At 68.0% G+C, this 13155-nt stretch carries 14 protein-coding genes; 10 read left to right on the top strand and 4 right to left on the bottom strand.

Going from position 1 to position 13155, the window contains the following annotated elements:
- Nucleotides 1–31: 31 nt before the first annotated feature.
- Genes AC5RWU_RS04180 through ybaK form a run of 3 tightly spaced genes read left to right on the top strand, consistent with a single transcriptional unit; the run spans nucleotide 32 to nucleotide 1910 of the window.
- Complete coding sequence (locus tag AC5RWU_RS04180; RefSeq protein ID WP_494029308.1) at nucleotides 32–934, top strand: sulfurtransferase; 903 nt, start codon at nucleotides 32–34, stop codon at nucleotides 932–934.
- A gap of 23 nt (nucleotides 935–957) precedes the next feature.
- Nucleotides 958–1410 (top strand): SufE family protein, encoded by a 453-nt coding sequence (locus AC5RWU_RS04175; protein ID WP_494029309.1) that lies wholly within the window; start codon nucleotides 958–960, stop codon nucleotides 1408–1410.
- A gap of 8 nt (nucleotides 1411–1418) precedes the next feature.
- Nucleotides 1419–1910 (top strand): Cys-tRNA(Pro) deacylase, encoded by a 492-nt coding sequence (ybaK, locus tag AC5RWU_RS04170; protein ID WP_494029310.1) that lies wholly within the window; start codon nucleotides 1419–1421, stop codon nucleotides 1908–1910.
- 1 nt (nucleotide 1911) lies between these two features.
- Here the strand turns inward: ybaK and AC5RWU_RS04165 are convergent, their stop codons facing one another.
- A complete protein-coding gene (locus AC5RWU_RS04165) occupies nucleotides 1912–3156 on the bottom strand; it encodes an alpha/beta hydrolase family protein (RefSeq protein WP_494036909.1) in 1245 nt (414 codons plus the stop codon).
- Nucleotides 3157–3319: 163 nt separating this feature from the next.
- Here AC5RWU_RS04165 and AC5RWU_RS04160 point away from each other — a divergent pair, with 163 nt between their 5' ends.
- The 7 genes from AC5RWU_RS04160 to AC5RWU_RS04130 all read left to right on the top strand — a co-directional run bounded on the left by AC5RWU_RS04160 (nucleotide 3320) and on the right by AC5RWU_RS04130 (nucleotide 9977).
- The gene (locus AC5RWU_RS04160) at nucleotides 3320–3811 is read left to right on the top strand and encodes a hypothetical protein (protein ID WP_494029312.1); all 492 of its coding nucleotides are present in this window, start codon (nucleotides 3320–3322) and stop codon (nucleotides 3809–3811) included.
- Nucleotides 3812–3825: 14 nt separating this feature from the next.
- Nucleotides 3826–4251, top strand: coding sequence for a peptide-methionine (R)-S-oxide reductase MsrB (gene msrB / locus AC5RWU_RS04155; RefSeq protein ID WP_494029452.1), 426 nt, complete (start codon nucleotides 3826–3828; stop codon nucleotides 4249–4251).
- Between the two features lie 236 nt (nucleotides 4252–4487).
- Complete coding sequence (locus AC5RWU_RS04150) at nucleotides 4488–5885, top strand: DUF6421 family protein (RefSeq protein ID WP_494029313.1); 1398 nt, start codon at nucleotides 4488–4490, stop codon at nucleotides 5883–5885.
- The gene (locus tag AC5RWU_RS04145; protein ID WP_494029314.1) at nucleotides 5882–6613 is read left to right on the top strand and encodes an SDR family oxidoreductase; all 732 of its coding nucleotides are present in this window, start codon (nucleotides 5882–5884) and stop codon (nucleotides 6611–6613) included. The genes AC5RWU_RS04150 and AC5RWU_RS04145 overlap by 4 nt, the downstream gene beginning before the upstream one ends.
- A 69-nt stretch (nucleotides 6614–6682) precedes the next feature.
- Complete coding sequence (locus AC5RWU_RS04140; protein ID WP_494029315.1) at nucleotides 6683–7756, top strand: threonine aldolase family protein; 1074 nt, start codon at nucleotides 6683–6685, stop codon at nucleotides 7754–7756.
- Between the two features lie 129 nt (nucleotides 7757–7885).
- Nucleotides 7886–8479 (top strand): DUF3000 domain-containing protein, encoded by a 594-nt coding sequence (locus AC5RWU_RS04135; protein ID WP_494029453.1) that lies wholly within the window; start codon nucleotides 7886–7888, stop codon nucleotides 8477–8479.
- 73 nt (nucleotides 8480–8552) lie between these two features.
- Nucleotides 8553–9977 carry an HRDC domain-containing protein gene (locus AC5RWU_RS04130; RefSeq protein WP_494029316.1) on the top strand — a complete coding sequence of 475 codons (1425 nt, stop codon included), beginning with the start codon at nucleotides 8553–8555 and terminating at the stop codon, nucleotides 9975–9977.
- A gap of 21 nt (nucleotides 9978–9998) precedes the next feature.
- Here the strand turns inward: AC5RWU_RS04130 and AC5RWU_RS04125 are convergent, their stop codons facing one another.
- The 3 genes from AC5RWU_RS04125 to AC5RWU_RS04115 form a co-directional block, all read right to left on the bottom strand.
- A complete protein-coding gene (locus tag AC5RWU_RS04125; RefSeq protein WP_494029317.1) occupies nucleotides 9999–10682 on the bottom strand; it encodes a response regulator in 684 nt (227 codons plus the stop codon).
- Nucleotides 10679–11872 (bottom strand): sensor histidine kinase, encoded by a 1194-nt coding sequence (locus AC5RWU_RS04120; RefSeq protein ID WP_494036908.1) that lies wholly within the window; start codon nucleotides 11870–11872, stop codon nucleotides 10679–10681. The genes AC5RWU_RS04125 and AC5RWU_RS04120 overlap by 4 nt, the downstream gene beginning before the upstream one ends.
- A 91-nt stretch (nucleotides 11873–11963) precedes the next feature.
- Nucleotides 11964–13001, bottom strand: a complete 1038-nt coding sequence (locus AC5RWU_RS04115; RefSeq protein ID WP_494029319.1) for a hypothetical protein — start codon at nucleotides 12999–13001, stop codon at nucleotides 11964–11966.
- Nucleotides 13002–13155 lie beyond the last annotated feature (154 nt).

Genomic DNA, 13155 nt, shown 5'->3' with positions numbered 1-13155 from the left:
AACGCACTCCTTGACGGAAAGGTCCCGTGATATGGCCATCGCAGCTGAATCCAACGAGAAATTCAATGACTACGCCCATCCCGAACGCCTCGTTTCGACGGAATGGCTCGCCGCCAACCTCGGCACCGATGGCCTGGTGGTCGTTGAATCCGATGAGGACATCCTGCTGTACGAAACAGGACACATCCCGGGCGCAGTGAAGATCGACTGGCATACCGACCTCAACGACGAATTCACCCGCGACTACATTAACGGCGAGCAGTTCGCGGCCCTCATGTCCGCCAAGGGCATTTCGCGCGACACCACCGTCGTCATCTATGGCGACAAGAGCAACTGGTGGGCAGCCTACGCGCTGTGGGTCTTCACTCTCTTCGACCATGAGGACGTCCGGCTGCTCGACGGCGGGCGCGACAAGTGGATCGCGGAGGGCCGCGAGCTGACCACCGACAAGACCGAAACCGTCCCGGCCGACTATCCCGTCGTCGAGCGCAACGACGCACCCATCCGCGCCTTCAAGGAAGATGTGCTGGCCCACTTCGGCAATCCGCTGATCGATGTCCGTTCGCCGGAGGAATACACCGGGCAGCGCACCACCATGCCCGCGTATCCGGAGGAAGGCACGCTCCGCGGCGGCCATATCCCCACGGCTGCCTCGGTGCCGTGGGCCCGCGCGGCCGCGGAGGACAGCACCTTCCGCAGCCGCGAAGAACTCGAGGCGATCTACCGCGGCGAGGCAGGACTCAAGGACGGGGACGACATCGTTGCCTACTGCCGGATCGGAGAGCGTTCCAGCCACACCTGGTTCGTCCTCACCCACCTGCTCGGCTTCGGCAAGGTCCGCAACTACGACGGCTCCTGGACCGAGTGGGGCAACGCCGTGCGCGTACCGATCGTCAAGGGCCCCGAACGCGGCACCGTCCCGGCCGCGCGCTGACAGCGGCTGCACAGGTAGGCTTAATGACTGTGAACACAACAGCACTTCCGGCGCAGCTGGCAGAAATCGTCGATGATTTCCAATCGATGGAGGAGCCCGACCGGCTGCAGCTGCTGCTGGAATTCTCCCGGTCCCTGCCTGACCTTCCGGAACGGTACACCGACCACCCGGAACTGCTCGAACAGGTCGTGGAATGCCAGACTCCGCTGTTCCTCACCGTTGAGCTTGGCAACGACGACGACCAGCCGGTGCAGCTGTACTTTTCCGCTCCTGCCGAAGCGCCGACCACCCGCGGGTTTGCCAGCCTCCTGCATGAAGGACTGAACGGCCTGCCGGCCGCCGAGATCCTCGCGGTTCCCGATGATGTGCCGGACCGGCTGGGGCTGACGCGGGCGATCACTCCGCTGCGGATGCGGGGCATGGCAGCCATGCTGGGGCGCATCAAGCGCAAGGTCGCGGAGGCGCAGCGGGGCTAAGCGTCCGGATGGGCGCCCGGAGTACATCCGCCGGTACCCCCGCGACAAAGGCCCTGGAGGCCGCGGGGGTACCGTTTGTGCTGCATGCCTACCGGCATGATCCGTCGGCGGCATCGTTCGGGCTGGAGGCGGCCCAGGCCCTGGGTGTGCCTGCCGCCCAGGTGTTCAAGACGCTCCTGGCGCACGTCGACGGCAAGCCTGCCGTCGCCGTCGTCCCCGTCAGCGGTTCCCTGGACCTGAAGCTGCTGGCTGCCGCGCTGGGACACAAGCGGGCGGTGATGGCGGACCCCAAGGATGCTGAGCGCCGGACCGGCTATGTCGTCGGCGGTATTTCGCCGCTGGGACAGCGCCGGCCCTCCGCCACTGTCGTGGACGAAAGCGCGCAGCTGCACAGCACGGTGTTCGTTTCGGGCGGCAAGCGAGGACTCGACCTGGAGCTGGCACCGGCTGACCTGATCCGGCTGACGGGTGCCGTCGTGGCCGGCATCGCGGCCCGTTGACCTACCCGGGCTGCCCGACGGCGGTCTCCTGGCCCAGCCGGTAATCCGCGGGCCGGCTGCGGCGCAGCACCGCGCCCAGCCACATCTCGACGACGTGTTCCCACCGCTCGGGATCGACGTTCCATTCCTTGGTGTGCCGGGCATGCTGGAACGGTTCATAGGTGACGATCAGCGGATTCTTCGCCGCAAGTTCGGCGGAAGGGCCGAACGGCACGAATTCATCGTCTTCGCTGTGCAGGACCAGGGTCGGGATGCGCAGCTGGTCCGCGCGTGACACCCAGTTCATGCTCTTCAGGTCCAGCGGCGCCGCCAGCCCGGTGAGCTTCCGGCCAGCCGCATTGGACAGCAGCCACAGTCCGAAGCGCCCGGCGGCGGCCGGGATGCGGTTCACGCGGGCCTGGTGCGCCAGGACATCGACCCAGTCGATGACCGGCCCATCGAGTACCATGGCCCGGATCACCCGCCGGTGGATCGACCGGTCCGCAGCCTGCAGGCTGATCGCTCCGCCCATCGACCAACCGAAAAGGACCACGTCCTCGGCTCCCGCCGCCAGCGCGTACTCGATCGCCGCTTCCACGTCCTGCCACTCTGTCATCCCCAGGCCGTAGCGGTTGTCGGCAGCATCCGGAGCTTCGCCGTCGTTGCGGTAGGAAATCAGCAGGCTGGTCAGCCCGAGCGCCTGTGCCGCCCGGACACCGCGCAGGCCTTCCAGCCGGGTAGCGCCGCGGCCATGGACCATGATGGCCCAGGTCCTGGTGGCAGGTTCCGCGCGGACCAGCCAGGCCGGTGCGATGCCACCCTCGACCGGAATTTCCACCTCTTCCTCGGGCAGGCCCGCTGCCGACGGCGACGGGTACAGCGAGCCACTCCACCAGCCGCGGGTAGCGGTGGCCAGATCTCCCGCGTAGACCTGCTCGACTTCGCGCTGGACCGTACCTTCGCGCGGCACGTAGGAGCGGATGGCGCCGATTCGCGCATGGCCGCGTCCGCCGTGGAAAAACAGGCCGTAGGTGCCCGGGACTGTCGTATCCTCGTTGGCCGGCAGGATGACTTCCAGTCCATCCGCAGTGCGCACCACCGCCAGGATTTCAAGGTTCTCGACACGGGTCCGGTTCGGGGTCACCACGGCGCGCGCAAAGTAGGTGGCCAGGCCTGAGGTCGCACCGGCGATAACGGACATGACTCCGGCCCCGATCCCCGCGCCCAGGATGGACCAGCGCAGCCACCCTGCTTCCGTGCCGGACATGTTGCCTGCCTGTCCGCCTGATTCAGCGGGGACCCTCGTGAAACGCCATGCCATGACTCTAAGCCTAACGGCCGAGGGACCCGCCGTGAGCGCAGCGAGTGGCGGGAGGGCGTTGGGCGCTAACGGCCTGTGCAGGTCCGGCCGCTCGTCCTAAGCTAAGCCCATGAGCGAAACCATCGTGGTGTTGACTGAAGAGCCCCTCAACGATGGGGATGTACGCAATCTGGCAACCCTGCAGGGCGGGGAACCGACGGAATTCCTGGTGCTGGTGCCTGAGGACACCCATCGGAACCTGTTGGCAGATTTCCTCGACCACCTGAGCCTGCTGGAAGTCGGCCAGGCCTTCCGGGACCTGGTCAAGGGACAGCCTGATGCCCGGAAGGCCCGCGCCACGGCCGAGGAGTCGTTGAAAGCCTCGCTGCACCTGCTGGCTTCCGCGGGGTTGAGCGCAGAGGGCAGGATCGTCGGGGACGAGGCTGTGCCGGACTTCGTCAAGGCCGTCCAGTCGGCGGGCTCACGGCAGGCCGTCGTGATCACCACGCCCCACGCCGTCGCGGACACCTTCCACACCGATTGGGCGAACCAGGCGCAGGACAAACTCGGGGTACCCGTGCTTCACCTCTACTCCGGTTCGGGATACATTGGCGACTCATGAACGTTAATCCAGCCATGAGTACCCCCGAGACCCCGAATCCCGTACCAGTCCAGAAGAGCGACGAGCAATGGCGCGCGGAACTCACTCCCCAGGAATACGCGGTGCTCCGCCAGGCGGGCACCGAACGCCCCTTCACCGGCGAATACTGGGACACCCACACGGCCGGCGTATATCAGTGCCGTGCCTGCGGTGCCGAACTGTTCACCAGCAAGGAAAAATTCGATTCGCACTGCGGCTGGCCGTCCTTCTGGGCACCGCTGGCCGAAGACAAGGTCCGCTACATCCATGACCGGTCACTGGGCATGCAGCGTATCGAGGTCCGATGCGCGAACTGCGATTCACACCTGGGTCATGTCTTCGAAGGCGAGGGCTATGACACCCCGACGGACCAGCGGTACTGCATCAATTCCGTGTCGATGAAGCTGGTCCCCGCGGATTAATCGCTGCGCAATAAACCCCGCGCAATAGCGGCTTCGATCCGCTGCTTGTGGCGAAGGCGGAGTCCTCATGAGCGGGGCTTCGCCTTCGCTGCTTAACCCGCAGGCCGAGCAATAGAATTGCTAATGATCTAAGGCCTCCGAGATAAGGAATGCTGACCTGTTGCTACGCTCGGAAGCAATCCGGACGGACGCCCTCGGCATGTACCGGCAGGGAAAGAACAGGAAGGTGGATTCCGATGACCGACATGGCAACCGCACCGGCGGAACCGGTGGCCGGAACCCCAGCCGACAGCCCCGCCGGCATCGGGCAGCACCCGGCCTGGCTCCGGCTCAAGGCGGCGGCGACGGCCCTGCGGCCACTGCAGGTCCACGATGGTTCCATTCCCGACGTCGGACACCACGCGGCGGCGGATGCCGCCGTCACGGCGCTCATCGCCGCCGTCGAAGAACTGCTGCCGCATTTCAGGCACGACGCCGGTTACCTCACCGCCGTGGCGGCGGACTTCCGGCGCTGGACAGCATCCCGCTACGCTGTTCCGGATTTCCTGGACTCCCTGCTGGCCTTCCAGCCGCAGCAGCACCGGGTCAATGGCCTGCAGCACCTGGTGGTGTTTCCGATGTACACCCAGAACGGCAGTCCGGACCGCCTGGTCGAGGCCGTCCTCGTGGAAGTGATCTGGCCGGAGTTCGTCGCCGAACTGGAGGCCGGGGAGTACTCCAACAAAATGTTCGTCCCCCTCCGCTTCCTGGACTTCACCCCGGGGTACAACACGAATTCCGCCGTCTTGTTCCCGGAGACCGTAGCCGTCCGGGAAACCCCCACCTTCGCCTGGGGCGCCATCTTCGCCGACCGGGAGTCCGCCCGGTTCCGCTGTGTCCTGCGCGCGGCGGCCCGCACAACGTCCCTGGAGCTGCCGGCCGAAGCCGCCGAACTGCTGGAGGACCAGCAGCTGACGCAGGAAACGTTCGTCATGTGGGACCTGATCCACGACCGCACCCACATGCGCGGCGATCTTCCCTTCGATCCGTTCATGATCAAACAGCGGATGCCGTACTTCCTCTACTCACTGGAGGAACTGCGTTGCGACCTGACCGCGTTCCGCGAAGCCATGCGTGTGGAGCGGGATTCCTCGGCGTCGGAGACCGCCCGGCGGCATGCCCGGCTGGTGCAGTACGCAGTCATCTTCGACCGCATCTTCCGCTTTGCCATTACCGGCAACCGCATCCGCAACTACGATGCGCTTGGAGGGCAGCTGCTTTTTGCCTGGATGCACCAGCATCATGTCCTGCACTGGACGGACACCAAGCTGACCATCGACTGGGCGGAGGCGGCCGGCACCGTTGCCGCCCTGGGTAAGGAGATCGACCAGCTGTACTGGCGCTCCATCGACCGGCCCAGGACGGCACACTGGCTGGCAGCCTACAGCCTCATCTCGGCAACGCTCACGCCGCACCCTGCGTCGGCCTGGGCCAAGGGACCGGACGCGCTCCCGCTGGCCGGCCCGCCCCGGATGCTCACCGACAGGGTGCTCGACGACGAATTCCCGCTGTCCATGTTCTATGAGGCGCTGGAGAAAAAACTTCGGCCGGTCATTGAATCCACTGCCGGCATTACCGGTATGGTGGCCGCATGACAGGAAGCCTGCAAGGTCTGAACGTTGTGGTGGCCGGCGCCACCAGCGCCGCCGGCATCGCCGCAGCATCCGCCCTCAGCGGAGCCGGTGCGGCCGTTATCGCGGTCGGCCGCGACCAGGCCCGGCTCGAGGAGTCCCTTGCCGGCGTCGACCGCGTCACGCTCAGGGCCTGCGATCTGGCTGATTTCGGAGCCGTGCAGGCCCTCGAGGCCCAGATCGCCGCCGATTCCGGCAACGTCGACGGACTGGTGCACCTGGTGGGAGGCTGGCGCGGCGGCGAGGGCATCGCCGGCCAGAACGACGACGACTGGGACTTTCTGCACCGCAATATCCTGACCACGCTGCGCAACACCAGCCGCGTTTTCTTCCCCCACCTGGCCCGTTCGGGACACGGGCGGCTGGTGATCGTCTCGGCGACCGCCGTCGACCATCCCACGGCATCCGGTGCTGCCTACGGAGCGGTCAAGTCCGCGGCCGAAAGCTGGGTCCGCTCGGTTGCCGAAGGCCTGGCCCGGGAACAGTCCCGGCACAAGGAGCATCCGGTCCGGCAGCAGTCGGCCGCCTGCATCCTGGTGGTCAAGGCGCTGCTGGACGAGGCCATGAAGGCCGCCGCGCCGGAGAAGGCCTTCCCCGGATTCACCCATGTGGACGAACTGGCGACAGCGATCGTCAACGTGTTCGATGAAGATGCCGCCGTCATCAACGGCGAGCGCTTCGTGCTGGCCTGACGCCGTCCGCGTACGAAGCCCGCTGTCCCCGCCCCGCTGCCCGCAGGAAACCGTAGGAGATACCCCACCGTGACCGACGCCCTGCCGTTCGCCGCGCCGCTGCACGACGCTTCCATCCGCGGCTTCGCATCCGACAACTACTCGGGCGCCCACCCCGAGATCCTCGCCGCGCTGGCCGCAGCCAACGGCGGGCACCAGGTTTCCTACGGCGAAGACGCCTATACCGGCCATCTGCAGGAGGTGATGGCGCGGCACTTCGGCGAAGGAACCCAGGCCTTTCCAGTCTTCAATGGCACGGGTGCGAATGTCGTGGGCCTCCAGTCCCTGCTGCCCCGCTGGGGCGCGGTGATCTGTGCCGCGGGCGCGCACATCAACGTCGACGAAAACGGCGCGCCGGAACGGGTGGGCGGCATGAAGCTGCTGGCTGTTCCGACCACGGACGGCAAGCTGACGCCGGAACTCATCGACCGGGAAGCCTGGGGCTGGGGAGATGAGCACCGGGCCCAGCCCCTGGCCGTCTCGATCACCCAGTCCACGGAGCTGGGCACGCTCTACAGCCTCGAGGAGATCCGCGCGATCGCGGACCACATCCACGACCGGGGGATGAAGCTTCATATGGACGGGGCCCGCGTCGCCAATGCGGCGGCCTCGCTGCAGCTTCCGCTGCGCAGCTTCACCCGGGATGCCGGCGTCGACCTGCTGTCCTTCGGCGGCACCAAGAACGGCCTGCTCTTCGGGGAGTGCATCGTCGTCCTGGACCCGGAGGCCGCCTCCGGACTTGAGTACCTGCGCAAGATGAACATGCAGCTGGCATCGAAAATGCGGTTCATCTCCGCCCAGTTTATCGCCCTGCTGGAAGGCGATCTGTGGCTCCGTTCGGCTTCCCACGCCAATGCCATGGCCGCCCGCCTGCGTGCCGGCGTCGAGGATATCGACGGCGTCGAGCCCACCCAGCCGACCCAGTCCAACGCGGTGTTTGCCAGGCTGCCGGAAGGGGTGGCCGACAGGCTGCGGAAATCGTTCCGCTTCTACGACTGGGACCAGTCCACCGGGGAGGTCCGCTGGATGTGTTCCTTCGACACCACGGAAGAGGACGTCGACAGTTTCGTGGCCGCCCTGCGGCAGGAACTGGGCTCCCGCTAGGGCACCAACCGGGCCTGCGGCAACCGCAGGCATCCATTGTCGGCGTGCCTGCCCCAAAAGAAACGCGCAAGAGCATAATCTGCCGATGTGAGCGCATTAGGCGACCTGACCCAGGTCCCCCCTGACTTCATGACGGCTCTTGGCACGCTTCGCCGTGCACAGTGCCGGAATGAACTGCGGCTGGAGGAAATCCCTGCCCCCTCCCGCCTGGCACCGTATGCCGTCGCCCTGGGTGCCGAGGTCATCGAACCGCCCGGCTTTGCCGGCCTGGTCCACGGCGGGGCGGGTGCTGCGCTGGCCGAGCAGGAGCCGTCAACTCTCGCCACGGGGCGCTTCATCCTGCTGCACGATCCGGACGGTTCCGCGGTCTGGGAAGGCACTTTCCGCATCGTGACCTACATCCGCGCCCAACTGGAAGCGGACATCGGCAACGACTCGATGTTGGGATCGGTTGCCTGGGACTGGCTGGTCGAAGCCCTGGACAGGAACAACACCCGCTACCGCGCGGCCGGCGGCACTGCGACCCGCATACTCTCGGAAAGCTACGGCACCCTCGGGAACCGCGAGGATTCCATCGACATCGAGCTCCGGGCGTCCTGGACGCCGGAATCGCCCGATGTCCGGGCGCATCTGGAGGCGTGGTCGGACATGGTGTGCACATTCGCAGGCCTGCCGCCGCTGCCGGAAGGAGTCTCCCCGCTGCCCCGCAGGCGCCTTAATTAGCAACTTAATTTGCAACGGTGCGGGCGGCGCCTGCCGCGGGAGGACACGGTCCTCGACTAGACTGGGGGGCATCATGACCTCGCAGAAACCGGAGATCCCGGGACCTCCAGCAGCACAAACCGGCACGCCTGCCCAGGAGGATGAGGGATCCCTTCCGGTCCTGCACACGCCCCGCGAGGGCATCCCGCCGGTGATCTCCACCCAGGCCGGACTCGAACGCGCCGCAGCCGCTCTGGCGGTGGGAACCGGGCCTGCCAGCGTCGATGCCGAACGCGCCTCCGGCTTCCGCTATGGCCAGCGTGCCTTCCTCGTCCAGATCCGGCGCGAAGGCGCCGGCACCTGGCTGATCGATCCGGAGCCCTTCGAGGACCTGAAAATCCTCAACGAGGCCCTATTGGGGGTGGAATGGATCCTGCACGCCGCGACCCAGGATCTGCCCTGCCTTGCCGAACTCGGCCTGCGGCCGGACCGCCTGTTCGACACCGAACTCGCCGCGCGACTGGCCGGCCTGCCCCGCGTCGGCCTGGCCGCAGTCATCGAGACGCTGCTCGGCTTCACGCTGGCCAAGGAACACTCCGCGGCCGACTGGTCGACCCGGCCGCTGCCCGAACCGTGGCTGCGCTACGCGGCACTCGACGTCGAGGTCCTGGCCGACCTGCGTGTGGCGCTGATGGAGATCCTGGAGGCCGACGGCAAACTTGCCTTTGCCGAGGAGGAGTTCGAAGCCGTCCGTGCCGCCCCGCCTGCTCCCCCGCGCGTCGATCCCTGGCGCCGCACCTCCGGCCTGCACCAGATCCGGGACCGCCGCCAGCTAGCGGCGGTGCGGGAACTGTGGCAGGAGCGCGAGCAGCTGGCCGAAAAACGCGATGTCGCCCCGGGCCGGTTGATTCCGGACTCGGCCCTGATAGCAGCCGCCCGGGCGATGCCGGCCACGGTGCCTGAGCTGCTGAAAACGAACGGTTTCCACGGCCGTGCCGCCCAGCGGGAAGCCCCGCGCTGGCTGCGCTGCATTTCGGCGGCGCGCTCAGCTATCGAGCTTCCGCCGCTGAACCTTCCCACCAATGCGCCGCCGCCGCCGCGGGCCTGGCCGGACAAGGACCCCGGCGCCGCCGCCCGGCTGGCCACCGCACGCCCGCGGCTGGCCGAGCTGGCGGAGTCGCTGCACCTTCCGGTGGAGAACCTGCTGACCCCCGACCTGCTGCGCCGTGCAGCATGGCGGCCGGACATGCCGATCAGCCTCACGAGCGTCTCCGACCAGCTGCGCTCCCTGGGAGCGCGCAACTGGCAGATCGAACTGTCCGCGCCGGTCCTTACCGAGGCGTTCCTGAATCCGGAGCCGCTGCCGGAAAAGGCTCCGGCGGGTACCGGCACAGATGCCGGCAACGCGCCGGACGCCGGCAGCGGGAAGCGGTCCGGCCGGACCTCCGCCTCCAGGTCTGCCCGCTCCGGCGGGGCCGAGGGCTCAGGACGGACGCGGCGGCGCACCAGAACGCCTTAGCTGCAGCTGCCCAGGCACTGCTCAGCCCCGGCCGGGCTCGACGAAGCCGGCCTCGTACGCCGCGATCACCGCCTGTGTCCGGTCCCGCACGCCGAGCTTGGCCAGGATTCCCGCCACATGTGTCTTCACCGTCTCGGTGCCTAGGAAGAGCGATCCCGCAATCTCGGCATTGTTCAATCCAGCCGCCAGGAGGCGCAGCACCTCCGCTTCGCGCTCACTGAGCCCCGCCGCCGCCAGCCGATCGCCTCTTGCCGTGCCGTGCAGTTCCACGAGCCGCCGGATGGCCTGCGGCATGACCAGCGACTCCCCCGCGGCCACTGCACGGACCGCCGCCACCAGTTCGCCGGGCCGGGCCCGCTTCAGCAGGAAGCCATCCGCTCCGGCACGCAGAGCCTGGTAGACGTACTCGTCGCTTTCGAAAGTGGTGAGGATCAGGATCCGGGGCCCGGACCGGCCAGTGGACTGGCCGTCGGGTCCTGTCCGGGACACAAGGGTCCGCGTGGCCTGGATGCCGTCGATGCCGGGCATCCGGACGTCCATCAGGATGACGTCGGGGGCAAGCCGGGCGGCCAGCGGCCCGACCTCGCTGCCGTCGCCTGCCTCGCCAAGAACCCGAAGATCCGGTTCCGTTTCCAGGATCGCCGCCAGCCCGGCGCGGACCAGCGGCTCGTCGTCGACAAGCAAGATCCCGATGCTGTCCGTCATAGCGGCCGTCCTTTCAATGGCAGTTCTACCCGAAGTTCCCAGCAGCCATCCTGAATGCCCGCGGCCACCGTCCCGTGGAGCAGGCCTGCGCGTTCCCGGATCCCGGTCAGGCCCCGCCCGCCGGTGACCGGCGCGCCGCCGGCGCTGCCGCCGTCGTCGTGCGTTCCGGGCAAAGCCTTGGCGGGGTTCCGCAGCACCATGACCAGGCTGTCCTCCTCCCTGCCGATCCGCAGCTCGGTCGCCGTCCCGGTCCCATGCTTGAGCACATTGGTCAGTCCCTCCTGCAGCATCCGGTAGGCTTCGCGCGATAACGACGGCGGCACACCGGCTGCCAGCCCAGGGTCCAGGCTGAGCTCCACCCTGACCCCGCCGGCTGCGGCCTCGGCGACCAGCTGCGCCACATCGGCCAGGGCGGGCACCGGCTTGGCGGGCCGGTCGTCCTCGCGGAGGACTCCGAGGACGTAGTCGAGTTCCGCCATGGCGTTCCTCCCAGCTTCCTCCACTGCCCGCATGGCTTCGGCGGCGCGCTCGGGACTGCTGGTGACCAGCAGGCGCGCGGCGGAGGCCTGCAGTGTGGTCACGGTCAGCGCGTGCCCTACGGAATCGTGCAGTTCCCGGGCCAGCTCATTGCGCCGGGCCAGCCGTTCGGCTTCCCGTTCCGCGCGGCGGCGCAGGTCCTGCTGCGATGGTCCCAGCAGGGCCCGCGCCGCCGGCCGTATCAGTCCGCTGATCGGAACCAGCAGCGCCAGCTGCGCCGCCGTAACGCCGGCCAGCAGGGCCGCTCCGCCGGTGCCCGCGCCGAAGAGCGAGTCGGCCACGCCGTCGACTGTCCGGAGATCTCCGGTCGCCGCGAAGATCGCCACCGTGGCCAGGGACGGTATCCCGATGACCAGCGCCACGATCAGCCAGGTCCCGGACAGCAGATGGAAAACGTACCAGAGGCCGCCGCGGACCACATCCCATGCCGTCGCTTTGCCTTCCGGCTCCGGCAGCTCCAGTCCCAGCAGCTCCCGCAGGGCCGTGCGTTCCAGCACCCGGGTGGCCGGCAGCACCGCCGGAACCAGCACTGGCAGGGAGGTCAGGAGCGCGGCGAGCGCGGTGGGAAGCCACGCCCCCCGGCTGTTGGCCTCCACCTGGTTGGTCCAAAAGACCATGGTCAGGAACGGGACGGCCAACAGGCCCCCAATCATGAGGAATATCCCGTAACTCAGCCAGCTGGTCCGGATTCTGCGCACAAGGTCCATTGTTGCCTACGCCAGCCCGCCATCATCCGTGCAGCCATCATCCCTGCCGGCCGCAGTCCGGGCACGCGCCCCGGCGCCGCAGATAGTAGGCCAATGTAGCGGCTCCCAGCGCCACGCCCCACACCGGCCAGAGCAGGGCTGGGCCGAAGGCTGCCAAGTTGGCCGGCGTCAGCTGCAGCGCGTTCGGCGGCGCCGTGACTCCCAGGATCATGGACAGGCCTGCCGGCACGATGCTCACCGCCACGGCTGTCGCCGGAAGCACCGCCAGCATCACCGGAACCCGCCGTCCTGCCAGGCCCGGCATCCAGCGCGGAAACCTTTCGCCCCACGGCCGGACCAGTCCCGCCGTCAGGACGGCGCCAACCACGGCCATGGAGGCCAGCCCCAGCCCGGCCAGTTGCTGGCCACTCTCCACCATCCCCCGATGGAACTCGGCATCGATTCCCAGCGGGATGCCGGCCACCCAGGCAAACCGGGTCGCCGCATACAGCAGGGGAATGACGACGGCGGCAATGGTCACCGGAAGGCCCCAGCGTCCGGCCGCGGCAGCCGACCTCCAGCCGGAACCTTCGGACGTGCGGCCGCAGCGCCGGCAGGCGTTGCGGATTCTGCGGCCAACGTCCACCGAAGCCAGCGCCCAAAGCACCGCCACTGCAGACAGCACCACCTGGTGCAGCAGCGCCGGGCCGTCCAGATTCGCGAACAGCTCCGCCGCGGGCATGCCCAGGAGGAGGTTGATCACGATGAACGGCAGGTATCCCAGCACTGCCAGCACACCCGCATCCCCCAGAAGGACCAGTGCCAGCACTGCTAGGACCCCGGCGTAGCCCTGCACCAGCCGCAGCAGCGCCCGGCGGGGGCCGGCATACAGCACAGCCAAACCGAGGACACTGCCCGCGGCGGCCAGCAGTGCCAGCGCCAGTCCGAGCGGTTCGGACGGCACATCCATCAGGAGATAGAGGGCTCCGCCGTAGCCGGTGCCCACCGGGAATTCGTGGCCGGCCAGCCGCCACAGCAGCATTCCGGCGAGATAGACCGTAGAGAGCGCCGCTGCCAGTGTCGGAACAGCGGCCATTAAGGTAGTCGAACGGTTTCCTGTTTTCGCAGCTACGCTGCTGTTCTGTGTCATGGCAAATACTCTTCCGCCGCGGCCCCGGCGGCGGACCCCGCGCCGGAGGGAAGCGGCTCCCCCGGCCGGGGGAACGTCCCCGGTCCGGGCGCCTTGCCAG

The organism is Arthrobacter sp. B0427-1-12, from assembly GCF_059092905.1.
This window is presented reverse-complemented; position numbering and strand designations above follow the sequence as displayed.